Consider the following 23,350-nt stretch of genomic DNA (forward strand, 5'->3'; position numbering starts at 1 on the left):
CCAACCCGAGGCCCTTCGTGTGGACCAAGACCGCCGAACAGATCCTCGGCAAGCTCGGCCGACTTATTCAACGAACTTCAAATTCGGGACACTAGATGCTGGGACTGACGGTTCGCTGGTCACTCGCCGAGGCGCCCGAGGGTGTCGAGGCCGAGCTCGCGTCGTACGTCGAGGAGACGTCGTACGCGAAGTTCACCGGCATGAAGGGGCTGCGGTTCAAGACCTGGCGAGTGCGGCCGGGCGAGTGGTTCGAGGGCTGCTACGTGTTCGGGTCCGACGAGGCGCGGGCGGAGTTCCAGGCCGAGTTCGGCGACGGTGCCGACAAGCCGGGCTCGAAGATCGTCGGCAGCGCTCCGATCCTGATCGAGCCGTGCGACGTGGTCGCGGTCGCCGAGGGCTGGGACGGCTTCGAGGCGACGCCGCGCGCCTAGGCCTCGATATGGTCGCTGCGCGACCTACTCGACCACCGAAGATGCCTTCTTGGCCATCAGCAGGCCGTCACCCATCGGGAGCAGCAGCGGCACCAGCTCGTCGTCGGCGGCGACCTGGCGGCCGAGCTCGCGGATCGCGACCGTCTCCTCGTCCCGCTGGGACGGGTCGGCCACCCGGTCGTGCCACAGCGCGTTGTCGAATGCCACCACGCCGCCCGGACGCAGCAGCCGCAGCGACTCCTTGAGGTACGCCGAGTACTCGCGCTTGTCGCCGTCGCAGAAGACCAGGTCGTAGTGGCCGTCGGTCAGCCGGGGGAGTACGTCGAGCGCGGCGCCTGGGATCGCCCGGGCGCGCTGCGCGGGGATGCCGGCATCGGTGAAGGTCTGCTTGGCCAGCCGCTGGTGTTCGGCCTCGACGTCGACGGTGGTGAGTACGCCGTCGGCGCGCATGCCGCGCAGCAGCCACAGTCCGGAGACGCCGGTGCCGGTGCCGATCTCCACGACGGCGCGGGCCTCGATGACGGCAGCCAGGAACCGGAGCGCGGCGCCGGCGCCGGGGCCGACCGGGACCACTCCGACCTCCTCGGCACGCGCGCGGGCGGCAATGAGGACGTCGTCCTCGACGACGAACCCTTCCGCGTAGGACCAGCTCGTCGGCGTGATCGGTCCGGGCACGTTCGTCATGCGCGCGACTTTACCGCTCGGCGTGCCCGCCACCGGGGAGGTCGGCAGTGGCCGGTCGCATGTGGGGGCCGGATGAGGGAACATCGAGGGTGTCGGCTTCGTTGTTCAGGCCAGACACATGCCAGACGCACGGGCTCTTCACAGGGTCCTTTCAGTTCGGGTTTCTAGCGTGAGAGAGGACAAAGGCACTGTTCCGAGGCAGCGCACAGCGCGAAGAGGAGACCCCGGTGGACACCACGACGAACGAGGGGACCGTCCCGACGTGGGACGAGATCGTCGAGCAGCATTCCGACCGCGTCTACCGGCTGGCCTACCGGCTGACCGGCAACCGGCACGACGCCGAGGACCTCACCCAGGAGGTCTTCGTGCGGGTGTTCCGGTCGCTGTCGACGTACACGCCGGGCACCTTCGAAGGCTGGCTGCACCGGATCACGACCAACCTCTTCCTCGACCAGGCCCGCCGCAAGCAGCGGATCCGCTTCGACGCCCTCTCCGAGGAGCGTGAAGGACGGCTGCCGAGCGCGCTGCCGAACCCGGCCGACGCGTACGCCGAGCGCACCTTCGACGACGACGTCGAGCGGGCGCTGGCGCAGCTGCCGCCGGACTTCCGGGCCGCCGTCGTACTCTGCGACGTCGAAGGCCTGTCGTACGAGGAGATCGCCGAGATCATGGGTGCCAAGCTCGGGACCGTCCGCTCCCGGATCCACCGCGGCCGCGCGATGCTGCGCGACGCGCTCGCGCACCGCGCCCCGGCGGCCGGCCGCACTCGGTACGCCGGTCCGCGCAGCATGCGGAGCCGGCTGGGCCGACCGGCGGCGATAGGTGCCAAGGGAGGACAAGCCTGATGCTGTTCGACAACCACATCGGCTCCAGGGTCACCGCCCTCATCGACGGGCAGCTGTCCGCCGCGGAGGAGGAGCGGGCCTGGGCCCATGTGCACTCCTGCTCGTCGTGCCGCCGGCTGGTCGAGGGGGAGGGCTGGGTGAAGACCCGGCTCAGCTGCCTCGGCATGACCGCGACCGAGCAGGCCGCGCCGGATCACCTGAAGGGCGCGTTGTGTGGTGCGGGCTGGCCGATGAACGTGCCGGCCGCGATGCCGGTGGAGAACCGCTCCCGCCGGTACGCCGGCCTGGCGGCGCTCGGTGCTGGGTCCGCGGGTGCCGCGATGTTCGGTGTGCTTGCCCTGACCTCCCCGGCCGACGCGCCGGTCGACCGGCGGCTGCCGCTGACCAGCGTGGTCAAGTCGCCCGCGCAGCAGACCGGCCGGACGGCGACTCCGACGCCGCCGACCGCGTGGCAGGCTCCCGCCCGAGTGGGCGTAGGCCTCAACAGCCTGGGAAGATAGGCGAGTGAACGACCAGCCCGTCGACCCTGAGTCGACACCCCCGACGCCTGAGGTGGACGACACTCTTCAGCTCGGCGACATGAGTGCCGACCCCCCGTTTGTCCCGCCGTCGTCGGTGCCCGCTGCTGCAGCGGCGGGCACCGGCGCACCACCGCAGCCCGGACCGCCGCCGGCGTACCAGGGTCAGCACGCCGGGCCGCCGCCGCCAGGCCCGCAGCAACCTGGTCCGATGCAGGCCGGTCCGACGACGACCGGTCCGATGTCGACGGGTCCCGTGCCGACGGGTCCCGTGCCGACGGGTCCCATGCCGACCGGCCCGCGTCCCGTGCAGCCTGGTCCTCCTGGACCCCCTCCGCAGGCTGGGCCGCAGGGCCGGCAGCCCTGGGGCGCGGCGTACCCGCAGCCCGGTCCGGTCCAGCCGCGCCCCGGTCAGCCCCAGTTCGGTCAGCAGAGCGAGCGGTCGCGGGTACCCGGCTGGCTGTGGCCGGTCGTCTGCGGCCTGGCGCTGGTCCTCGGTCTGGTCGGCGGCCTGATCGGCGGCCTCACGGTCTCGAGCTTCGAAGACGACGGTGGCCCCGGGCAGGTCAGTGACGGGCTGGCCGGCGTCGACACCGTGTCCACGCCGCCGCTGAACGCCGACAACGGCTCGGTTGCCGCGGTGGCCCAGGAGCTGCTGCCCAGCACCGTGCAGATCCTCGCCGGCGAGGCGACCGGCTCTGGCTGGGTGCTCGACAAGCAGGGCCACATCGTCACGAACAACCACGTGGTCGCCGAGGCTGCCGAGGACGGCAAGATCCAGTTCGTCGACAACTCAGGCAAGCGGTACGCCGCCACCATCGTCGGCCGCAGCCCGGTCTACGACCTCGCGGTGCTGTACTCCAAGGACGCCAAGAAGATCGCGCCGGTGTCGATGGGCGCGTCCAACGCGATGCACGTCGGCGACGGCGTGGTGGCCATCGGGTCGCCGCTTGGGCTGACCTCGACGGTGACCTACGGCATCGTGAGCGCACTGAACCGGCCGGTCACCACCGGCAGCTCGGCCGACGACTCGTCGTTCATCAACGCGGTTCAGACCGACGCCGCGATCAACCCCGGCAACTCCGGCGGCCCGCTGGTGAACATGCGCGGTCAGGTGGTCGGCGTGAACTCGGCGATCGCGACCACCGGCGGCAGCCTCGGCGGCGAGTCCGGCAACATCGGTGTCGGTTTCGCGATCCCGGTCGAACAGGTCAAGATCACCGCCGACCAGATCCTCGCCGACGGCGAGGCGCGCTACCCCGTGATCGGCGCCAAGGTCGAGACCGGCGAGAGCGACGGCAAGGGCGCTGTGGTCGACTCGGTGGTCGCGGACGCGCCAGCCGACAAGGCGGGCCTGAAGAAGGACGACCTGATCACCGCGATCGACGGCAAGACCGTGATCGACGGGATCGGCCTGATCGTCGCCATCCGCACCCACGTGCCCGGCGAGGTCGTCGAGCTCACCGTCGACCGCGGCGGCGACCAGCAGAAGATCAAGGTCACCCTCGGCTCCGAAGTCGGCTGAGCCCCACCCGGCACGCACGCTGGCTTGCACCGACCCGGCCCGTGTTCACGTCTGAGGTCGCCGACCCGGCCCGTGTCGACGTCGTACGTCGGTGACCCGGCCCGTGTTCACAGTCTGCGCGTGAAGACGGGCCGGGTCGGCGTTGTGGGGCGTGAAGACGGGCAGGGTCGGCGTTGTGGGGCGTGAAGACGGGCCGGGTCGGGGGCTCCCGGACGATGCTCTACGCCTCGGAGCGGCTGGTCTCGGCCTCGACGTAGGGGTGCTGGTCGACGAACTGCTTGGTCTCGGCGTACATCCGCTCGATGAAGGTCTCCAGCTGGGTCGACTCGACCCGCCACTGGCCGCGGCCGCCGATCTTGATGGCGGGCAGGTCTCCACGACGCACCAGGGCGTAGACCTGGGCGCTCGACGTGTTCAGGATCTCGGCCACGTCGGCCAGGGTGAGGAAGCGTGGAGTGCCGGACATGGCTCCAACTGTGCCACCAACAACCACGCTACGGGCTCACCTTGGCCATAGCCTGTGGATAAAGTCTTGGCCGATCCGCTGCCTGTGGATAGCGAGATGAACTCTCGCGGCTCCTCCCGCATGATGGCGGGCGTGAACACGAGTCTCGGGAAGACCGACCCGCCCGCCGCCGTCCGTGCGAGTACGCCGAGCTGGCGCGACCCACGCATGTGGGTCGGCATCGCCATCGTCGCGGCGTCGGTGCTGGCCGGCGCAAAGGTCGTCGGTGGTGCCGACGAGTCGGTGCCGGTCTGGGCGGCGGCCGGCGAGCTGGGTGCGGGTGACACGGTGACGGCCGACGACCTGGTCCAGCGCCGGGTCCGGTTCACCGACGCGAGCGACGCCGACCGCTACCTCTCCGCCGACGAGGCGCCGCCCGCGGACAGCGTGCTGCTGCGCGGCATCGGCGAGGGCGAGCTGGTGCCGCGGGCCGCGCTCGGCGGCGACGACGGCGAGCGGCTGACCCAGGTGGCGCTTGCCGCGGAGAGCGCCGCGGTGCCGCCGTCGGTGGTGCGCGGCGCCACGGTCACGGTGTGGGTGGTCCCTGACGAGAGCCGGGCCGACAGCGATCGGCCGGCGGAGAAGATCTTCACCGACGTCACCGTGCTCGCCACCCCACAGGACGACGGCACGTTCGGGCCGACCGGCACCCGTCAGGTCGTGGTCGGCGTACCGACGGCGCAGGTCGAGTTCATCGACGAGGCGCTGGCCGCCACCGCCCAAGGGACGATCACCTTCACCGGGAAGGGCTGAGCGCGTGGTCTGCGTGCTGATGGTCGCATCGGGCGCGTCATGGGAGCCGACCGCCCTCGGCCTGCTGGGCACCCGCAACGGCGTGGTCGTGCTGAAGCGGTGCGTGGACGTCAACGACCTCCTGGCTACCGCCACCGCCGGCCAGGCCGACGTCGCGGTGCTGTCGCTGGACGCCCCCGGGCTGGACGGCGGCGCGATGGAGCACCTTCGCCGGCACCAGGTGCGGGCGGTCGCGATCGTCGCCGACCCCGGGTCCGACGCGATCCGTGCCCGGGCTGCGCGGATCGGCATCCCGAACCTGGTCGGTGAGGACGAGCTCGACCGGCTTCCCGACGTGGTGGCCGAGTCCGGCGCGATCGCGGACGAGCCGATGGCGGCCTCGCCCGGGCTGCCCGCGCTGCGCGAACGGGTCGGACTGCCCGTGCCCGTCGAGGGTGGGCGGGTGATCGCGGTCTGGGGACCGCAGGGCGCTCCGGGCCGGACCACGGTCGCGGTCGGGATCGCCAGCGAGCTCGCCCATCGGGGTGCAGCGGCGATGCTGGTGGACGCCGACCCGTGGGGCGGTGCGGTGGCCCAGCAGCTGGGCATCCTCGACGAGGTCTCCGGGCTGCTCGCCGGCGCCCGGCTGTCCGGGAGCGGCGAGCTGTCGCATCGGTTCCACACCGTGCAGCGGGTGGCAGCCAGCGGGCTGCGCGTGGTCACCGGACTGCCGCGGCCGGACCGCTGGGTCGAGATCCGTCCCGGCACCCTCGAGCACATCGTCGAGCTGGGCCGCGAGGTCGGCAACGTCGTGCTCGACACCGGGTTCTCCCTGGAGGACGACCCGTCGGCCGAGTTCGGCAGCCGACCCGGCCGCAACTCGATGACGCTCGCGGCGCTGGCCGAGGCCGACGAGATCGTGGTCGTCGGCAACGCCGACCCGGTCGGCCTCTCCCGGCTCGCCCGCGGCTTGGTCGACCTGCGGGAGGTCACCGGTGGGGTGCCGGTGCGGGTGGTCGTCAACCGGATGCGCAGCTCACTCGGCTGGGCCGAGAAGGACGTCGCGGCGATGATCGAGGGCTTCGCCCGGATCCGGGGCCTGCACTTCCTGCCCGACGACCGCCCGGCCGCCGACCGGGCTCTCGTGGCCGGTCAGACCCTGCTGGAGGCGGGCGAGTCCGCCCTGCGGCGCGGGATCGCCGGACTGACCGACGTACTCGCTCCCGAGCTGGCGATCGTGGCCGGCGCGGCTAACCGGCGAACAGCAGGTACAGCCCGCCGGCGGTGATGCCGACCATCGCGAACAGCAGCGGCAGCTGACCGGTGAGCTGGTGCCGCCTCGGCAGCAGCCGGATCGCCCGGTCGTGCGCGGCCACCACCGCGACCACGTGGCCGAGAACGACGGCGATCACCTTCAGGCTGGCGAGCAGCGTCTGATGGTCGGCGAACCAGTAGGACACGGTGAGGTTGGCGGTGCCGAGCAGGTTTTGGCCGGTGCTGAACGGGTCGCTGAGGTTGATCAGCGTCTCCTGGCCGATCTGGATGAAGTAGTTGAGGTAGTGGGCGACGATGTACCCCACCACGATCGGGACCATCGAGTGCGCGAACAGGTTCGGCAGCTCGTCCCGCCGCTGGTCGGAGCTGACCCCGGTCGCCGCGGTGGCGCCGGCGAACCCCAGGCCGAGGATCACGCAGAACGCGAGGATCGCCAGGTTGTTCAGCAGGTACGTCGAGATCGTCGTGCTCTGCAGGAACTGGATCCAGGGACTGGAGTCCTTGTAGGAGTCGAACGCGGTGCTGCCGAGGAGCACCGACACGACCGCGACCAGCCCCGGATGCACGGGTACGGCGTCGAGGTTGGCCAGTGGGCTCCGGATCACCAGCTCGGTGGCCCCGTCATCCTTGGCGAGCTTGCCGCCGCGCCGGACCGGCCGTCGACCGAAGGCCGAGAGGTGCCCGACCAGCGTCGAGTACACCTCGAACGGGTCGGCGTACTGGTAGAAGCGGTTGCCGAACAGGGCGCCGCCGACCAGCATCGCGGCGACGTACACCGCACACCAGAGCCGGACCGGGCCCAGCTCGGTGGAGTAGGGGTAGACCAGCTCCATCCACACGAACGCGAACAGTCCGACCGCGGCCGGCCAGTAGCCGAGCCGCGCCGGGTACTCGTAGAGGCCGCGCTCGGGGTCGCCGCCGGTGGCCTTGGCGAACAGCAGGTTGAGCGTGCGGACCGGGCTGATCGCCTTCCAGAACGGCCCGAACAGCAGCGACAGCGGCACGATGCCGATCCACCACCACACGTAGAACACGCCGAAGATCGGATTGATCAGCGTGTCCTCGCCGAAGACGGCCGCGGCGGCGACGTACAGGAAGAAGGCGAAGCCGAGTACCCGCAGCAGCGCCGGGAACCAGGTCGAGTCGACCACCCGGGTCAGCCAGGCGGGGGCCGGCCGGCCGCTGGTGGCGGCGTCGTAGCGCGGGGTCCGCCAGGCCAGCGCGAGGACCGTGAACGAGACCGCCAGCGCGGCCACCGCGCCGGCGATCGCCAGCTCGGGCGAGATCGGCAGGTCCTTGGCGCCGCCGATGCCGTGGGCGAGGGTGACCCCCTCGTCGTCTGAGAACCTCACGGGGTCAGCGGACTTCGAGCTGGACGATGATCTGCTCCAGCTCGTGGGACTCGACGTCGTAGATGCCCGGCTTGTCGAAGGTGACGGTGAAGGTCTCGGTGCCCTCGTCGTACTCGAAGGTCTGCTCCGGGTTGGAGTGGACGTGCAGCTGGCCCGGTGCGTCCGCGGTGACCACGAGCTCGACCTCCTCGTTGACCTTGGCTTCGACCCGCTCGCCGCTGGGCTTCACGGTGTCGCCGAGGAAGGTGATCTGGATCGGGTCCCCGGGCTTGCGATCGGGGTCGTCACCGCCGTTGCCGTCGTCACCGCCACAACCGGCGCCGACCAGCAGCAGGGCCGCGGCAACCGCGAGTGCGGTCGCCTTGCGGACACGATTCACGTCACATACCTCCAGAGTGGAACCAGATGTCATCCGCCGGGGAACTCTGCCAGAATCCCATGTGGATCCAACGTCAGTCTGAGCGGGGCGCTACGTCGCGAGGGGAGTCAGCATGACCGAGCGGTTGCGGCCGCGCGACCTCGCGTTCCTGGCGGCCGAGACGCGCGCCACATCGATGCACAACATGACGGTTGAGATCTTCGACCCGGTCGACTCCGGCTTCGACTACGACGCGCTGGCCGCGCTGATCTCGGACCGGATCGCCTTCGCGCCGCGCTACCGGCAGCGGCTGCAGGACGTGCCGGCGAAGCTGGCGAACCCGATCTGGATGGACGACGCCGACTTCGACCTCGGCTATCACGTACGCCGCTCCGCGCTGCCGCGCCCGGGCTCGATGGCCCAGCTGCGTGACCTGGTCGGGCGGATCATGTCGCGGCCGCTGGACCGGAACCGCCCGCTGTGGGAGACCTACTTCGTCGAGGGGCTGACCGGCGACCTGGTCGCGGTGGTCTCGAAGTCCCACCAGATCCTGGTCGACGGCGTCTCCACGGTCGACCTGGGCCAGGTGCTGCTCGATGTCGCCCCGGATCCGAAGCAGATGGAGAGCGACGGCTGGGCCCCGCGTCCGCGGCTCAAGCCGGCCGCGCTGGTGGCCGACGCGGTCCGCGACTCGGTACGCCGTCCCTCGGTGCTGGCCGGCACCGTCCGGGCGCACGCCGAGTCGGTGGCTCGCCGGGCCGACGACGCCCGGGACCGGGCCGCGCTGGCGGCGCTGACGCTGACCAACCGGACCCCGCAGCCGGAGTCGCCGATCAACACCGAGCTCTCCGAGCAGCGGCGCTTCGTCACCGTCCACACCGCGCTCGCCGATTACCGCAAGGTGCGCGACGTACACGGCGGCACCGTCAACGACGTCATCCTGGCCACCGTCACCGGCGGCCTGCGCGCCTGGCTGATGAGCCGCTCGGAGTCGCTCGGCGGCCGGACCTCGCTGCGCGCGATGGTGCCGATGTCGGTGATCGACGACGAGCTGGAGGCGACCTCGCTCGGCACCCAGATCGCCGGCCACCTGGTCAACCTGCCGATCGGCGAGCCCTCGCCGGTGGTCCGGCTGCACCAGGTCTCCTACGCGTTCAAGGCCCACGGCGAAACCGGCCGTGCCGTGGCCGCCAACCGGCTCGCCGGCATCGCGGGCTTCGCGCCGACCACGTTCCACGCACTCGGCTCGCGGGTGGCGGCGGCGCAGGTGCGCAAGGGCTTCAACCTGTCGGTGACCAACGTCCCCGGCCCGCAGTTCCCGCTGTACGCCGCCGGCGCGAAGATGCTGGAGACCTATCCCGTCCACCCGCTGCTCCCCGGCAACGCGCTCGCGATCGGGGTCACGTCGTACGACGGGTCGGTCTTCTACGGCGTCACCGCCGACCGCGACGCGCTGCCCGACATCGAGGTGCTCGGCCAGTGCATCGCCGAGGCGATCGACGAGCTGGTCGACGCAAGCGAGCTCCGGCCGCGGGCGCCGCGCGGCCGCAAGAGCGCGAAGAAGGCGCGCGGATGAGTGTGCGCGTCTACATCCCCCTGACCTCGGCCGGGCTCGCCGCACTGGTGGCCGACGGCCGGGTCGACGGCCCGTTCCGGGCACACGCGGTCACCAAGGCCCTGGTCTCGGAGTGGCCCGAAGGCGACGACGAGGACTGGGAGTACGCCGCGCTGTCGGCCGCCGCTGCGTCGTCGTGGGCGCTGCGCGGCGCCGACGACTCGCCGCGCCGGATCGTGGTCGCCGCCGACGTACCGTCGGTCACCGACCTCGACGAGGACGACCCGACCCTGGTCGACGTCGCCGCCGACGTGCCGTGGAAGAACATCGCCTCCGCCCACGTCGACACCTCCGACTACGACGGCGAGTCCGATACTGCCCTCGCCTGGTACGCCGCCCAGGAGATCTCGGGTCTGGTGTGAGTGGCGTGTTGAACGAACGGTCGTTCAACGCGCCAGTTTGAACAAACCTTCGTTCAACGCGGTCCCCCTGTAACGCAGCCGGCGGGAGGGCAATCGTCCCCCGCTTCGACACCGCACGAGGCAGGTGGCAACATCGCCCACATGGACGCTGTCACGACACCTCCGGCTCCCACCAACGAGCCGAACCTGACCTACGCGCCGGGGACCCCGGAGCGCGCGCAACTGCTAGTGGAGCTCGAGCGGCTCGAAGGCAAGCAGCATGACTTCAAGGCGCACATCGGCGGACGCCAGAAGGCCGGCGGGGGCGAGGAGATCGAGGTCGTGCAGCCGCACGACCACAAGCACGTGCTCGGCGTACTCAAGGACGCGACGCAGGCCGACGCCAAGGCGGCGGTCAAGGCGGCGACCGGCGCGGCCGCGGACTGGCGCGCGATGCCGTTCGACGAGCGGGCCGCGATCATCCTCAAGGCGGCCGACCTGCTGGCGGGCCCGTGGCGGCAGCGGCTGAACGCGGCGACCATGCTCGGTCAGTCGAAGACGGCGTTCCAGGCCGAGATCGACGCGGCGTGCGAGCTGATCGACTTCTGGCGGTTCAACGTGCACTACGCCAAGCAGATCCTGGCCGAGCAGCCGATCGCCAACAGCCCGGGCATCTGGAACCGCACCGACCACCGCCCGCTCGAGGGCTTCGTCTACGCGATCACGCCGTTCAACTTCAGCGCGATCGCCGGCAACCTGCCGACCGCGCCGGCGCTGATGGGCAACACCGTCATCTGGAAGCCAAGCCCGACCCAGCAGCTCGCCGCGTCGCTGACGATGGAGCTCCTGGAGGAGGCGGGGATGCCGCCGGGCGTGATCAACATGCTGCCCGGCCACGGCCGCGCGGTCTCCGAGGTGACGCTCGCGCACCCGGACCTGGCCGGCATCCACTTCACCGGCTCGACCGCGGTCTTCCAGCACCTCTGGTCGACGGTCGGCGCCAACATCGCGTCGTACAAGGCCTACCCGCGCATCGTCGGCGAGACCGGCGGCAAGGACTTCATCGTGGCGCACCCGAGCGCCGACCCGGACGTCGTCCGCACCGCGATGCTGCGCGGAGCGTTCGAGTACCAGGGCCAGAAGTGCTCGGCCGCCTCCCGCGCGTACGTCGCGAAATCGGTGTGGGACAAGCTGAAGGACCAGTTCCTCGCCGAGGTCGACGCGATCTCGATGGGCGACGTCACCGACCTGTCCAACTTCATGGGCGCGGTGATCGACGACCGCGCGTTCACCAAGCACAAGGCCGCCATCGACCGGGCCAAGAAGACCAAGCACCTGTCGGTCCTCGCGGGCGGTGAGTACGACGACGAGACCGGCTACTTCGTCCGGCCGACCGTGGTCGAGTCGAGCAAGCCCACCGACGAGATGTTCGCGACCGAGTACTTCGGCCCGATCCTCGCGGTCTACGTGTACGACGACGCCGACTTCGAGTCGGTCGTGCACCAGATGGAGAACTTCTCGCCGTACGCCCTCACCGGCGCGATCATCTCGCAGGACCGCGCGGCCGTGGCATGGGCGCGCAAGACACTGCGCTTCGCCGCCGGCAACTTCTACATCAACGACAAGCCGACCGGCGCGGTCGTCGGCCAGCAGCCGTTCGGCGGCGGCCGAGCCTCCGGGACCAACGACAAGGCCGGCGCGGCGTCGAACCTGCTGCGCTGGACCAGCCCGCGGTCGATCAAGGAGACGTTCGTGCCGCCGACCGACTACCGCTACCCGCACATGGACCTCGAGTGACCCCACTCCCGCTGCACATGGGGCAGCTGCATCCGTACGAGCAGGCGCTGGTGCTGATCCTCGCGTTCGGGCCGTTCCTGATCCTCGGCGTGGTCGTGTTCGTGGTACGCCGCCGCGACCTCGCTGAGGAGGAGCGCGCCACCGCGCCGCGCCAGGGGCTAGGGGAGCAGGACTAGCTTTCCGCTCGCCCGGCCGGACTCGGCCTCGGCGAGCGCTTGCGCGGCCTCGCTGAGCGGGAAGGTGCCGCCGATCCGGAGGTCGAGCGTGCCGTCGGCGATCAGCGGCAGGACCTCGGCGAAGACGTCGGCGAGTACGGCGGACTCCGAGCCACCGGTGAAGCGGACGCCGTGCGCTTCGGCGTCCGGGTCGGCGATCGTGATCACCCGGTCGGTTCCGCCGGCGAGCTCGATGGAGTCCGGCAGCGCGCCCTTCCCGGCGGCATCGAGTACGGCGTCCACGGTCGGCCCGGACCGATCGGGCACTGTGGCACGCACCCGCTCAACCAGCCCGGCGCCGTACGTCACCGGCGTGGCGCCGAGCGAGCGGACATAGTCGTGGTTGCGCTCGCCGGCGGTCCCGATCACGCGCACGCCGCGGTGCCCGGCGAGCTGGGTCGCGACGGCACCGACCGAACCCGACGCGCCATGGACGAGCAGCGTCTCGCCCGGTTGTACGCCAAGCAGGTCCAGGCAGCGGTACGCCGTCTCGGCGGCGATGGTCAGCCCGCCCGCGACCGGCCACGAGATTGCGGCTGGCTTGGCGGCCAGGTCGTCGGCCGCGGCGAGCGCGTACTCGGCGTACCCTCCGGCCGCCCGGCCGAGCACCTCGTCGCCGACGGCGAGACCCTCGACCCCGGTGCCGACAGCGGCGACGACGCCAGCGACCTCGAAGCCGATGCCGCGCGGCTTGGCCGGCGGCTCGCCGCCGAAGAGCCCGCCCACGATCTTCCAATCGGCCTGGTTGACGCCGGCTGCCCTGACGGCGACCAGCACCTGGCCGGGCCCGTGCTCCGGGCGGTCCGCCTCGCCGACGGTGATCACCTCTGGCCCGCCGAAGCGGTCGTACGTCGCGGCCAGCATCGTTCAAACGGTCGCGGTCAGGTCGAGGTCGATGTCGAACGGCACCGTGACCTGGAGACGGCTGTGGTAGATGCCGGTGAGGACGTAGGCCGCGCTGGCCGGCTCCAGTTCGTAGACGTACGCCGCTGGTTGGCCGTTCTGCTCCTCAATCCGCCAGTAGTGGGCGATGCCCGCTGCGGCGTACCGGCGCGGCTTGACGTCATGATCACGCTCCACCGAGTCCGGGGAGACTACCTCGACCGCTAGCACGACGTCGTTCGCGAGGTAGTACGTGGTCTCGGCATCGTTGAACGCTTCAGCTGCCACCACGACGGCGTCCGGCTCCGGCATTTGGCGCTCGGCGAGCTTGACGCACATCTCGCGGGTGGCTCGGAGCCGGGGAGTTGCCTGGCGACGCAGCTCACTGACGACGAGGTCGACCATCAGGCTGTGCCACTGCTGCCGCGGACTGGGCAGTACAAGGCTTCCATCGATGAGCTCGGTGTGCCTGGGTACCTCGGGCATGCTGAGGAAGTCGTCGGCGGTGAAGCCGCCGACGGGCGGCCTGAACCAGTCGGGCAGTGGCTGGACACTCACGCACTCACGATATCGGTGCGTTACGACTCGGTCCGCCATTCGCCGGCCAGCCACTTGCTGCCGACCTTGTTCTCGGCCTTGAACGCGCGACTGAGCAGATCCGCGATCATCCCCTCAAGCTTGCCGCCGACCAGCGGTACGCCGACCTTGATCGCGAGGTCGATGGTCTGCACGACGTCGTCGCCGCGCTGCTCGATCCGGGCGCGGCCCTTCATGTCGCCGGGCTTGCCGGGGATGGTCACCACCACGTCGGCCGACGTCGGCGTCGACCACGTCTCCTCCTGGTGGATCGGGATGGTCTCGCCGACGAACTTCTTGGCGAACGACGGCACCTGGGTGGTCGCGTGCGCGTAGTCGAGGACGACCTTGGTCCTGCCGCCGTCGGCGGTCACGGTCGCGCTGCGGCTGACCACCTGCTGGTAGTCGCACACCGCCTCGCGGAACTTGGGGTCGGTGACCATCGCGACGACCTCGTCGACGGTGGCTCCGGCGTACACGATGTCGTGCTTGACCGACTTGCTCATCCGTCCTGCTTTCCACGGGTGCCACGGCTGCCACGGGTGCTTGTCATGGAGGCCAAAATACGGTGCGGGTCGCCGACCACGCGACGTACCCTCGATGACCGGAAGTTCCCACACACGAGGAGGTTTGCCATGCGGCAACCGAGCGCCTGACCGAAGGGTCAGGCTTAGAAGGAGTTGTCCCATGGCAAGCAAGCGGTTCTACCGCCGCCGTTTTCTCAACCGGCGTGGCCACCACGCCGGCGCTTACGTGATCGCCGACTGCAAGATCAGCGCGCCCACGGCACCCGACAAGCGCGGCTGGATCAGCGCCGACGTCAAGATCTCCGACTGCTTCCGGGTCGCCGACCTCGACTTCGGCGGCGGCGACCGGGCCGCGATCCGCAACGCTCTCTACAAGGCCAGGCTGCTGCGCGACACCCTGATCGAGTTCACCGAGGCGCTCGAGAAGGCCGCGGAGGAGTGGGAGCGCCCGGTTCGCTGACGCTCACTGACAAGGTCGCCAGAACCCTCGTGTTGTGCGGCTCACAGCACGCGTCCTAGTGTCGAGTTGTGTCCGCCACCCTCGAAGGAAACAAGTCCGAGCTGATCGCCAAGGCTTCCGACCTGGCCGTCCACCGCAAGGGCACCGGAGGCCCGCCCCACGCGACTGTTGGCGCGCTGCTGAAGGCCTACTACCGGCACGTCGCGCCCGAGGATGTGTGCGACCGCACCGACGTCGACCTGTACGGCGCGCTGGCCTCGCAGTACAAGCTCGCGCAGTCCCGGCCGCAGGGGACCGCGAACGTCCGGGTGTTCACGCCGACGGTGCCGGTGCACGGCTGGTCGGCCAACGGACACTCGGTGGTCGAGGTGGTCACCGACGACATGCCGTTCCTGGTCGACTCGGTCACGATGAGGCTGACCAGCCAGCAGCGCGGCGTGCACGTCGTCGTACACCCGCAGTTCGAGGTTAGCCGCGACATCACCGGTGAGCTGCAATTCGTGCGTGCGGTCGACGACGGCGCGGTGACCGATCCGGACGAGCCGGTGATCCGCGAGTCGTGGATGCACATCGAGATCGACCGGGTCTCCGAGGACGAGGACCCGGCCGAGATCGAGGGCTCGCTGCAGCAGGTGCTGCGCGACGTGCGTGAGGCGGTCGAGGACTGGCCGAAGATGCAGGCCCAGATCCGCGACATCGTCGAGGAGCTGGAGACCAGTCCGCCGCCGCTGCCCGAGGAGGAGGTCGAGCAGGGCCGGGAGCTGCTGCGCTGGCTGGCCGACGACCACTTCACGCTGCTCGGCTACCGCGAGTACAAGCTGACCGGCAGCGGCAAGGACCTCGGTCTCCGCGCCGTACCCGGCACCGGCTTCGGCATCCTGCGGGCCGACCAGGACCTGGCGGCCGGCTTCGCCAAGCTGCCGCCGATGGTGCGGGCGAAGGCCAAGGAGAAGAAGCTGCTGGTGCTGGCCAAGGCCAACTCGCGGGCCACCGTGCACCGCCCGGCGTACCTCGACTACGTCGGCGTCAAGACGTACGACGACAACGGCGAGGTGGTCGGCGAGCGCCGCTTCCTCGGCCTGTTCTCGAGCGCGGCGTACACCGAGTCGCTGACGCGGATCCCGCTGCTGCGGGAGAAGGCGGCCGAGGTGCTGCGCCGGGTCGGCTTCGACCTGGGCAGCCACGCCGGCAAGGCGCTGATGGACACGCTGGAGAACTACCCGCGCGACGAGCTCTTCCAGACCCCGGTCGACGAGCTGGCGCCGATCGCCGAGGCGGTGATGTACACCCGCGAGCGCCGGCAGCTGCGGCTGTTCATCCGCCGCGACACCTACGGCCGCTACCTCTCCTGCCTGGTCTACCTGCCGCGCGACCGCTACAACACCACCGTCCGCGAGCGCTTCGCCGAGATCCTCAAGGAGCGGCTCAACGGCGAGTCGGTGGAGTTCACCGCGCGGCTGACCGAGTCCACGATGGCCCGGGTCCACTTCGTGGTCCGGCCGCCGAAGGGCGAGCTGATCGAGGAGGTCGAGACCGACGATCTGGAGCGCCGGCTGGCCGAGGCGTCGCGCTCGTGGCGCGACGACTTCCAGACCGCCGTCACCAGTGAGTACGGCGAGGAGTCGGGCTCGCGTCTCGGCCGCCTGTACGCCGACTCCTTCCCGGAGGCCTACAAGGAGGACTTCCCGGCCCGGACCGGCTCGGTCGACCTGGGTCGCCTGGAGGCCGTCGAGGTCGACGCCAGTGGCAACGGCATGGACCTGTCGCTCTACCAGCAGCTGGACGCCGGCAAGGGCGAGGCGCGGCTGAAGGTCTTCCGGATCGGCCGGCCGCTGTCGCTGAGCGAGATCCTGCCGATGCTGTCCTCGATGGGCGTGGAGGTCGTCGACGAGCGGCCCTACGAGCTGGAGAACCTGACCCGTCCGTCGTCGATCTACGACTTCGGGCTGCGCTACACCAAGGACCTGCCGCCTAACTCGCGCGAGCTCTTCCAGGACGCGCTGCGCGCGGTCTGGGACGGCCACAACGAGACCGACGGGTTCAACGCGCTCGTGCTCGGCGCCGGGCTGGCCTGGCGACAGGCGACGGTGCTGCGCGCCTATGCGAAGTACATGCGCCAGGGCGGTACGCCGTTCGCTCAGGACTACATCGAGGGCGCGCTGCACAGCAACGTCGACATCACCCGGCGCCTCGTCGAGCTGTTCGAGACCCGCTTCGACCCGGCGCAGGAAGCCGGGCGCGCGAGCAAGCTGAAGGCGGTCGAGGACCGGATCGAGCGGATGCTCGACGACGTGGCCAGCCTCGACCACGACCGGATCCTGCGCTCCTACGTCACGATGATCCGGGCGACGCTGCGCACCAACTACTACCAGCAGCCGACCAAGAGCGGCGTACGCTCCTACATCTCGTTCAAGCTGGAGCCGTCGGCGATCCCCGACCTGCCCGAGCCGCGGCCGCAGTTCGAGATCTTCGTGTACTCGCCACGGATCGAGGGCTCGCACCTGCGGTTCGGATCGGTGGCGCGCGGCGGGCTGCGCTGGTCCGACCGGCGCGACGACTTCCGGACCGAGGTGCTCGGCCTGGTCAAGGCGCAGATGGTGAAGAACACCGTGATCGTGCCGGTCGGCGCGAAGGGCGCGTTCTTCTGCAAGCAGCTGCCTGACTCCGGCGATCGCGAGGCGTGGCTGGCCGAGGGCGTGGCCTGCTACAAGACCTTCATCTCCGGCCTGCTCGACGTGACCGACAATCTGATCGACGGCGAGACGGTGCCGCCGGCCGATGTGGTCCGCCACGACGGCGACGACGCCTACCTCGTGGTCGCGGCCGACAAGGGCACCGCCACCTTCTCCGACATCGCCAACGGCGTCGCGAAGGACTACAGGTTCTGGCTCGGCGACGCGTTCGCCTCGGGCGGCTCGGTCGGCTACGACCACAAGGCGATGGGCATCACCGCCCGCGGCGCCTGGGTGTCGGTGCAGCGCCACTTCCGGGAGATGGGCGTGGACTGCCAGTCCCAGGACTTCAGCGCGGTCGGCATCGGCGACATGTCCGGCGACGTCTTCGGCAACGGGATGCTCTGCTCCGAGCACACCCGGCTGGTCGCGGCGTTCGACCACCGCGACATCTTCATCGACCCGACGCCGGACGCGGCTTCGTCGTACGCCGAGCGCAAGCGGCTGTTCGAGCTGCCGCGGTCCTCGTGGCAGGACTACGACACGGCGCTGATCTCCGAGGGCGGCGGCGTCTACTCGCGCTCGCTGAAGAAGATCCCGCTGACGCCGCAGGTCTGCGAGGCCCTCGACATCGACGCCTCGATCCAGTCGATGACGCCGGCCGAGCTGATGAAGGCGATCCTGCTGGCACCAGTCGACCTGCTCTGGAACGGCGGCATTGGCACCTATGTCAAGGCCACGGTCGAGACCGACGCTGATGCCGGCGACAAGGCCAACGATGCGATCCGGGTCAACGGCGAGGAGCTGCGGGTCAAGTGCGTCGGCGAGGGTGGCAACCTCGGCCTGACCCAGCTCGGCCGGATCGAGTACGCCAACATGGGCGGCCGGATCAACACCGACTTCATCGACAACTCCGCCGGTGTGGACACCTCCGACCACGAGGTCAACATCAAGATCCTGCTGGACCGGGTGGTGGCCGACGGCGACCTCACCGAGAAGCAGCGCAACAGGCTGCTAGCGGCGATGACCGACGAGGTCGCCGAGCTGGTCCTGCGCGACAACTACGAGCAGAATCTCGCCCTCGCGAACGCGGCCGCCAACGCCTCGTCGCTGATGCACGTGCACGAGGACTTCATGAAGAAGCTCGAGCGCGAAGGCATCCTCAACCGCGAGCTGGAGGGCCTGCCGAAGTCACAACAGGTACGCCGCCTGATCGAGCGCGGCGACGGGCTGACCGTGCCGGCGCTGTCGGTGCTGATGGCCTGGACCAAGATCGTGCTCGCCGAGGAGCTGCTCAAGTCCGACCTGCCCGACGACTCCTATCTGCGCAGCGACCTGTTCGCCTACTTCCCGGCGAAGATGCGGGAGGGCTACCGCAAGCAGATGGAGGCGCACCCGCTGCGCCGCGAGATCATCGTCACCCAGACGGTCAACGACCTGGTCAACGGCGCCGGGATGACCTACCTGCACCGGCTCTCCGGTGAGACCGGTGCCAGCGCACCCGAGCTGGTCCGCGCCAACTTCGTGTCCCGCGAGATCTTCGGCTCCCTGGAGCTCCGCGACGAGCTGAAGTCGTGGGACAACAAGCTCGACGCGACGGTGCAGACCCGGATGCGGATCGAGATGCGGACCCTGGTCGAGCGCGGATCGCGGTGGCTGGTCACCAACCGGCGGCCACCGATCGACAGCGAGGCGACGATCGAGTACTTCGGAGTCACCGCGCAGCAGGTGATCGCCCAGCTGCCCGACATCATGAGCGGGCGCGAGCTGCAGGCGTTCGTGGGCCGACGGGACGGCTTGGTCGCCCAGGGCGTGCCGGAGGACCTGGCGACCCGGGTTGCGGTGCTGCCACCGGCGTACATGGTCCTCGGCATCATCGAGACCTCGACCCGCGAGAAGCTCGACCCGCTGGAGGTGGCGCGGGTGCACTTCGCGCTGGGTGAGCGGCTCGGGCTGCCGCTGCTGGTCGGCCGGATCCTGGCGCTGCCGCGTGAGGACCGCTGGCAGACCATGGCCCGCGCGGCGCTCCGCGACGACCTGCACGCCGTCCACGCCCAGCTCACCGCGCAGGTGCTGCTGTCGACCTCGCCAGAGGATGCCGCACCGGCCCGGATCGCCGCCTGGGAGGAGGCCGACTCCGAGCTGATCGCGCGCTCGGCGACCACCCTCGAGGAGATCTGCACCGACGACCACGCCGACCTGGCCCGGATGTCGGTCGGGCTGCGGGTGGTGCGCGGGCTGGTCGAGGCGCCGTAGGCGTGCTGCGCGGGGTGCAATCTATGGGTGGGACGGGCGTGGTGTGCGGGCGGCCCGACCTCGCACGTACGCGTGCGCTGCGGCGGCGCGTCGCGCGCACGGCCGCCGCGGTTGGTTGCGCGCCGTTGGCGCGCGCCGCGGCCAAGCCGCTTGACGCCGCCCGCGCACGCCCAAGGTCGAACCACCCGCGCGTCAAGCAGACGGGTGCTGACTGATCGCGGAGTTGAGGACGGCTGGCACCCAGAGACCCTGCCAGCTCACTCCTGACGGCCCACAGCGTTCAACAGGGCCCGACGTGCACGGTCGTGCGGGATCGGCTCGCCGGCGATGCCCAGTGCCTGGTCTCGCTCAAGGCGGGCCAGGGCAAGCGCGTCCACGAGATCTTCGAGGTCGGCAGGGGAGATCAGAACCGCCGCCGGCACTCCGCGATCGGTCAACGTGATGTGCTCGTGCTGGGCAGCTCGACGAGCCAGTTCACCGAGCTTGCCGCGCGCCTCGGCGATGGGATAAGTGGCAGACATGTATCTAAGTCTCACCTACATGCATGTCATCCTGGGCCGCCACGATGGACGGCTGTCGCCGACCGATCCGGGATCGGGAAGGATAGCGTCCAAGCCCGCAAGTCTGAGGAGTCCGTCGTGACCCTGGAGTCGATGTCCGAGACCGCCCGTCCGCCCGCTGAGCACGACCGCGGCCTCGGTGGCGCGGTGGGCGGTGCCGCCAAGGCGGCCGGCTGGGCCGCCCGGTGCGGCTGGGGCGTCGCCCGTCGGCTGCCCGGTGGCGGCGTCGCCGAGCGCGGGCTGCAGCAGCTAGAGCGGACCGCGCTCACCGAGCTGCGCAAGCGGCTGGACAGCGCCGACGGCTCGCCGTACCCGCACCCACTGCCGTACGCGCAGGCGCCGGAGCCCGGTGGCGACCCGGTGATCACGACCAAGGGCGGCTTCGTGCCGATGCGGTCGGCGATGGCGGGGGTTCTTGAGCGCTCGCGTGCGCAGACGCCCGAGGAAGCGCGGGTCGAGCTGTACGCCGCGGTGCTGGAGCTGCTGACCCCCGACGAGGCACGGATCGTGGCCGCACTCGGCAGTGGCGCCGGCTTCCCCCTGATCGACGTCGTCGAGCGTGGCCGCACCCGGTTGCGCAACGCCAGCACCGTCGGGCAGGCGGCCGGGGTGACGCTCGAGGAAGAGGTGCCGACCTACGTCACTCGCCTGATCGGCTTCGGGCTGGCCGAGCGGGACGACGAGTCGACCGACCTCGGCGAGCAGTACGACGCCCTGCTGACCACGCCGCTGGTCCGGGAGGCGCTGATCTCGGCCAAGCGCAGCAAGCCGGTACGCCGTACTCTGCGCGCCACCGGCCTCGGCCGCGCGTTCTGGCAGGCGTGCGATCCCCAAGGGTGACCGAAGGCAGGCCTGCTGATGGCGCTGCCAGCGAGCGTCGTCGAGACCACGACTTGACCACCGATGCCACTGTCGAGGCATGACGATCACCCGGCACAACCCGGACGACCTGTTCCCGCCGTACACCTGCTACGCGCACGCCGTCGAGGTTCCCGCCGCTGCCCGCACGCTCTACATCAGTGGGCTGAACGGCTACCAGGCCGACGGTACGACGATGCCGGAGGACTTCGAGGGCCAGGCGCGGCTGATCTGGCAGCACCTGGCGACCGCGCTGGCCGCCGCCGAGATGACCTACGCCGACCTGGTCTCGCTCCGCTTCTACCTCGCCGATCCCGCCGACGACCCCGCGAACGTGGCGCTGATCAAGGAGCACCTCGGCGACCACGCGTGCGCGCGGACCGTGATCGTCTCCACGCTGCTGGAGCCGAGCTGGCGGCTCGAGGTCGAGGCGATCGCCGCGCGGGCGAGCTAGCGGGGTCTAGCGGGGTCGCCGGCGGAACCGGCCCTGCGACAGCGCGACGCCGTACAGCACGACCGCGGCGCCGACCGGCTGGTACCACTCCAGCTTCTCGTCGAGCACCAGCACGCCGAGCGCGATCGCGAAGATCGGCACCAGGTAGGTGACGTACGACGCGTTGCTGCCGCCGATCCGGCGCACGTTGCGCATGTGCAGGGCCAGGGCGGCGCCGGTGCCGAGCGCACCGAGCGCGACCACGCTGGCGATCACCTCCGGCGACAGTGACGTGATCGCCGGCGGCGCGCCCGCGACGAACGGCGCGATCAGGGCGACCTCGACCGTCGCACAGACCAGCATGGTCGCTGCGATGGCGAGGTCGGAGGTCATCCGCGGGGTCAGGAACCGGGCCTGGTAGGGGATCGCGACGCCGTAGCAGACCGCCGCGCCGAAGCACATCAGCTGGCCGAGGAGGTCGGCGCCGTCGGTGCCGCGCCAGGCGCCGAGGATGATCAGGGTGCCGGCGAAGCCGAGGGCCAGGCCGAGTGCCTGGTTGCGGGTGAACCGCTCGGTGCGGAAGACCAGCACCGCCACCGGCAGTACGACGAGCGGCGTGGTGCCGTTCCAGATGCCGGCCAGCAGCGACGGGATCCGCTCCTCGCCGTACCCGAAGAGCGTGAACGGGACAGCTGCGCCGAAGAAGCCGATCGCCGCCAGGTGCGCCCAGGTCAGTGGCGAGCGGGGGAGCGACTCGCGGCGGATCGCGAGGATCGCCAGCAGCGCGACCGCGCCGCACGCCACCCGCCCGAGGGTGACGTAGAGCGGGTGCAGCTCGCGGATGCCGACCTCGATGAACACGAAGCTGCAGCCCCAGATGGCGGCCGGCACCAACAGCCAGGGCAGCCAGGTGCGCAGGCTCGGCGGTTCGGTGGTCGCGGTGGTGGCAGGTGTGGTGGTCACTGGCCTGATTGTGCCCGGTCGTGGCCGATCTGCATGCGGGGGCATTGCCGGGTGGTCCCCAATCATCCATACGTTACTGTATGGATAGTAGTCGGTCCCCAACAAGGAGGTTCCCGCGCGATGTTCTCCACCGTGGTCGGAGTGCTGCTCCGACGGAGTATCAAGGCTCTCAACGCCGGCGACATCGGCCCGGCACTGAGCTCGTACGCCGAGGACGCGGTGCTGGTGTTCCCCGGCGAGAGCACGTTCGGCGGCAGCTACCGCGGCCGGTCCGAGATCGAGCCGTTCCTGCGCAGGTTCGTCGACCTCGGCCTGCAGATGCAGGTCGACAAGGTGGTCGCGACCGGCCTGCCCTGGCGGATGACGGTGTACGTCGAGGCCCGGGACCACACCAAGGAGCAGGCCGGCGGGCAGCCGGTGTACGCCAACCGGCTGGTCATCGTGTGCCGGGCGAAGTGGGGCAGGATCACCCACCAGGAGGACTACCTCGACACCCAGCGCGTCGCCGGGTACGACGCCCACCGGGCAGCAGCCGGGTAGTTCGCCTTAATTCCGACCAGGTCGGCGCTGGCTGCCCAGAGGCTCGGCGTACCCGCTCACCCGGAGCCGTTCGAGGGCGCGCAACCTCGCGCTCGCGGTTGGCCACGCGCGGTCGGTTCGGTCTCGGGTGTCTGCGGGCGGCGTGAAGCGGCTTGGCCGCGGCGCGCGCCATCGGCGCGCGACCCACTGCAGCCGCTGTGCGCGCGACGCGCCGCCGCAGCGCCCGCAGGCGCCCGAGGCCGGACTGTCCGCACCCCAGCCGACCGATGGTGGTCTCGACGACGCTCGCTTGCGCTCGCTGCTCGACCACCCGACCTGATTACTGGACCGACCGGCTAGTGAGGCGCACGTGAAGTTCGCTAGATAAGTCGTAGGATGTGGACATGCCACGATCAGGACGTCCGAAGGCCGAGTTGACCCTGACTCCGCA

General features: G+C 70.4%; 24 protein-coding genes. 15 read left to right on the forward strand and 9 right to left on the reverse strand.

The annotated features are described in order from the left end of the window. Positions 1-95 precede the first annotated feature (95 nt). Positions 96-431 carry a hypothetical protein gene (locus DDV73_RS03165; RefSeq protein ID WP_109505801.1) on the forward strand — a complete coding sequence of 112 codons (336 nt, stop codon included), beginning with the start codon at positions 96-98 and terminating at the stop codon, positions 429-431. Between the two features lie 24 nt (positions 432-455). Here the strand turns inward: DDV73_RS03165 and DDV73_RS03170 are convergent, their stop codons facing one another. After that, entirely contained in the window at positions 456-1,115 is a 660-nt protein-coding gene (locus tag DDV73_RS03170; RefSeq protein WP_109505802.1) for an O-methyltransferase, read from the reverse strand. Positions 1,116-1,342: 227 nt separating this feature from the next. On the opposite strand from DDV73_RS03170, the gene sigE reads away from it, so the two are divergent. The 3 genes from sigE (at position 1,343) to DDV73_RS03185 (ending at position 4,003) form a co-directional block, all read left to right on the forward strand. Further along, positions 1,343-1,960, forward strand: coding sequence for an RNA polymerase sigma factor SigE (gene sigE, locus DDV73_RS03175; protein WP_240617091.1), 618 nt, complete (start codon positions 1,343-1,345; stop codon positions 1,958-1,960). Continuing rightward, positions 1,960-2,460 carry a zf-HC2 domain-containing protein gene (locus tag DDV73_RS03180; protein ID WP_109505804.1) on the forward strand — a complete coding sequence of 167 codons (501 nt, stop codon included), beginning with the start codon at positions 1,960-1,962 and terminating at the stop codon, positions 2,458-2,460. The genes sigE and DDV73_RS03180 overlap by 1 nt, the downstream gene beginning before the upstream one ends. Positions 2,461-2,539: 79 nt before the next feature. Beyond that, on the forward strand, positions 2,540-4,003 hold the full coding sequence (locus tag DDV73_RS03185; protein WP_154402587.1) for a S1C family serine protease: 1,464 nt from the start codon (positions 2,540-2,542) through the stop codon (positions 4,001-4,003). Between the two features lie 220 nt (positions 4,004-4,223). Here the strand turns inward: DDV73_RS03185 and DDV73_RS03190 are convergent, their stop codons facing one another. Beyond that, positions 4,224-4,469, reverse strand: coding sequence for a helix-turn-helix domain-containing protein (locus DDV73_RS03190; RefSeq protein ID WP_109505806.1), 246 nt, complete (start codon positions 4,467-4,469; stop codon positions 4,224-4,226). Positions 4,470-4,601: 132 nt separating this feature from the next. On the opposite strand from DDV73_RS03190, the gene DDV73_RS27690 reads away from it, so the two are divergent. Both DDV73_RS27690 and DDV73_RS03200 read left to right on the forward strand, forming a co-directional pair. Then, positions 4,602-5,261, forward strand: coding sequence for a CpaB family protein (locus DDV73_RS27690; protein WP_154402588.1), 660 nt, complete (start codon positions 4,602-4,604; stop codon positions 5,259-5,261). A gap of 13 nt (positions 5,262-5,274) precedes the next feature. Beyond that, positions 5,275-6,528 (forward strand): CpaE/TadZ family protein, encoded by a 1,254-nt coding sequence (locus DDV73_RS03200; protein ID WP_154402589.1) that lies wholly within the window; start codon positions 5,275-5,277, stop codon positions 6,526-6,528. On the opposite strand, the gene DDV73_RS03205 is transcribed toward DDV73_RS03200, so the two are convergent. Next, positions 6,491-7,867, reverse strand: a complete 1,377-nt coding sequence (locus DDV73_RS03205) for a hypothetical protein (RefSeq protein ID WP_109505808.1) — start codon at positions 7,865-7,867, stop codon at positions 6,491-6,493. The genes DDV73_RS03200 and DDV73_RS03205 overlap by 38 nt on opposite strands. Before the next feature lie 4 nt (positions 7,868-7,871). Beyond that, entirely contained in the window at positions 7,872-8,246 is a 375-nt protein-coding gene (locus DDV73_RS03210; RefSeq protein ID WP_109505809.1) for a cupredoxin domain-containing protein, read from the reverse strand. Between the two features lie 112 nt (positions 8,247-8,358). Here DDV73_RS03210 and DDV73_RS03215 point away from each other — a divergent pair, with 112 nt between their 5' ends. The 4 genes from DDV73_RS03215 (at position 8,359) to DDV73_RS03230 (ending at position 12,154) form a co-directional block, all read left to right on the forward strand. Next, positions 8,359-9,801 carry a WS/DGAT/MGAT family O-acyltransferase gene (locus DDV73_RS03215; protein WP_109505810.1) on the forward strand — a complete coding sequence of 481 codons (1,443 nt, stop codon included), beginning with the start codon at positions 8,359-8,361 and terminating at the stop codon, positions 9,799-9,801. Beyond that, a complete protein-coding gene (locus tag DDV73_RS03220; RefSeq protein WP_206050684.1) occupies positions 9,798-10,202 on the forward strand; it encodes a DUF6912 family protein in 405 nt (134 codons plus the stop codon). The genes DDV73_RS03215 and DDV73_RS03220 overlap by 4 nt, the downstream gene beginning before the upstream one ends. A 141-nt stretch (positions 10,203-10,343) precedes the next feature. Continuing rightward, entirely contained in the window at positions 10,344-11,978 is a 1,635-nt protein-coding gene (gene pruA / locus DDV73_RS03225; protein WP_109505812.1) for an L-glutamate gamma-semialdehyde dehydrogenase, read from the forward strand. Continuing rightward, entirely contained in the window at positions 11,975-12,154 is a 180-nt protein-coding gene (locus DDV73_RS03230; RefSeq protein ID WP_109505813.1) for a hypothetical protein, read from the forward strand. The genes pruA and DDV73_RS03230 overlap by 4 nt, the downstream gene beginning before the upstream one ends. On the opposite strand, the gene DDV73_RS03235 is transcribed toward DDV73_RS03230, so the two are convergent. The 3 genes from DDV73_RS03235 to DDV73_RS03245 are packed head-to-tail and all read right to left on the reverse strand — an operon-like array spanning position 12,137 to position 14,157. Beyond that, complete coding sequence (locus DDV73_RS03235; protein WP_109505814.1) at positions 12,137-13,057, reverse strand: NADP-dependent oxidoreductase; 921 nt, start codon at positions 13,055-13,057, stop codon at positions 12,137-12,139. The genes DDV73_RS03230 and DDV73_RS03235 overlap by 18 nt on opposite strands. 3 nt (positions 13,058-13,060) lie before the next feature. After that, positions 13,061-13,633, reverse strand: a complete 573-nt coding sequence (locus DDV73_RS03240; protein ID WP_206050685.1) for a Uma2 family endonuclease — start codon at positions 13,631-13,633, stop codon at positions 13,061-13,063. A 20-nt stretch (positions 13,634-13,653) separates the two neighbouring features. Then, the gene (locus DDV73_RS03245; RefSeq protein ID WP_161962273.1) at positions 13,654-14,157 is read right to left on the reverse strand and encodes a DUF2505 domain-containing protein; all 504 of its coding nucleotides are present in this window, start codon (positions 14,155-14,157) and stop codon (positions 13,654-13,656) included. A gap of 181 nt (positions 14,158-14,338) precedes the next feature. Between DDV73_RS03245 and DDV73_RS03250 the strand changes: the two genes are divergently transcribed. Then, positions 14,339-14,638 (forward strand): hypothetical protein, encoded by a 300-nt coding sequence (locus tag DDV73_RS03250; RefSeq protein ID WP_109505817.1) that lies wholly within the window; start codon positions 14,339-14,341, stop codon positions 14,636-14,638. A 68-nt stretch (positions 14,639-14,706) separates the two neighbouring features. Beyond that, entirely contained in the window at positions 14,707-19,566 is a 4,860-nt protein-coding gene (locus DDV73_RS03255) for an NAD-glutamate dehydrogenase (RefSeq protein WP_109505818.1), read from the forward strand. 257 nt (positions 19,567-19,823) lie between these two features. Here DDV73_RS03255 and DDV73_RS03260 read toward each other — a convergent pair whose 3' ends face one another. Next, complete coding sequence (locus DDV73_RS03260) at positions 19,824-20,087, reverse strand: type II toxin-antitoxin system prevent-host-death family antitoxin (RefSeq protein ID WP_109505819.1); 264 nt, start codon at positions 20,085-20,087, stop codon at positions 19,824-19,826. Between the two features lie 117 nt (positions 20,088-20,204). Between DDV73_RS03260 and DDV73_RS03265 the strand changes: the two genes are divergently transcribed. Further along, positions 20,205-20,966, forward strand: a complete 762-nt coding sequence (locus DDV73_RS03265; protein WP_206050686.1) for an Abi-alpha family protein — start codon at positions 20,205-20,207, stop codon at positions 20,964-20,966. Between the two features lie 79 nt (positions 20,967-21,045). Further along, positions 21,046-21,438, forward strand: coding sequence for a RidA family protein (locus tag DDV73_RS03270; RefSeq protein WP_109505820.1), 393 nt, complete (start codon positions 21,046-21,048; stop codon positions 21,436-21,438). 6 nt (positions 21,439-21,444) lie between these two features. Here DDV73_RS03270 and DDV73_RS03275 read toward each other — a convergent pair whose 3' ends face one another. Further along, positions 21,445-22,380, reverse strand: coding sequence for a DMT family transporter (locus DDV73_RS03275; RefSeq protein WP_240617092.1), 936 nt, complete (start codon positions 22,378-22,380; stop codon positions 21,445-21,447). Between the two features lie 120 nt (positions 22,381-22,500). Here DDV73_RS03275 and DDV73_RS03280 point away from each other — a divergent pair, with 120 nt between their 5' ends. Beyond that, positions 22,501-22,920, forward strand: a complete 420-nt coding sequence (locus tag DDV73_RS03280) for a nuclear transport factor 2 family protein (protein WP_161962274.1) — start codon at positions 22,501-22,503, stop codon at positions 22,918-22,920. Positions 22,921-23,350 lie beyond the last annotated feature (430 nt).

Origin of the sequence: Nocardioides speluncae (assembly GCF_003121585.1) — a bacterium.
GTDB lineage: Bacteria > Actinomycetota > Actinomycetes > Propionibacteriales > Nocardioidaceae > Nocardioides > Nocardioides speluncae.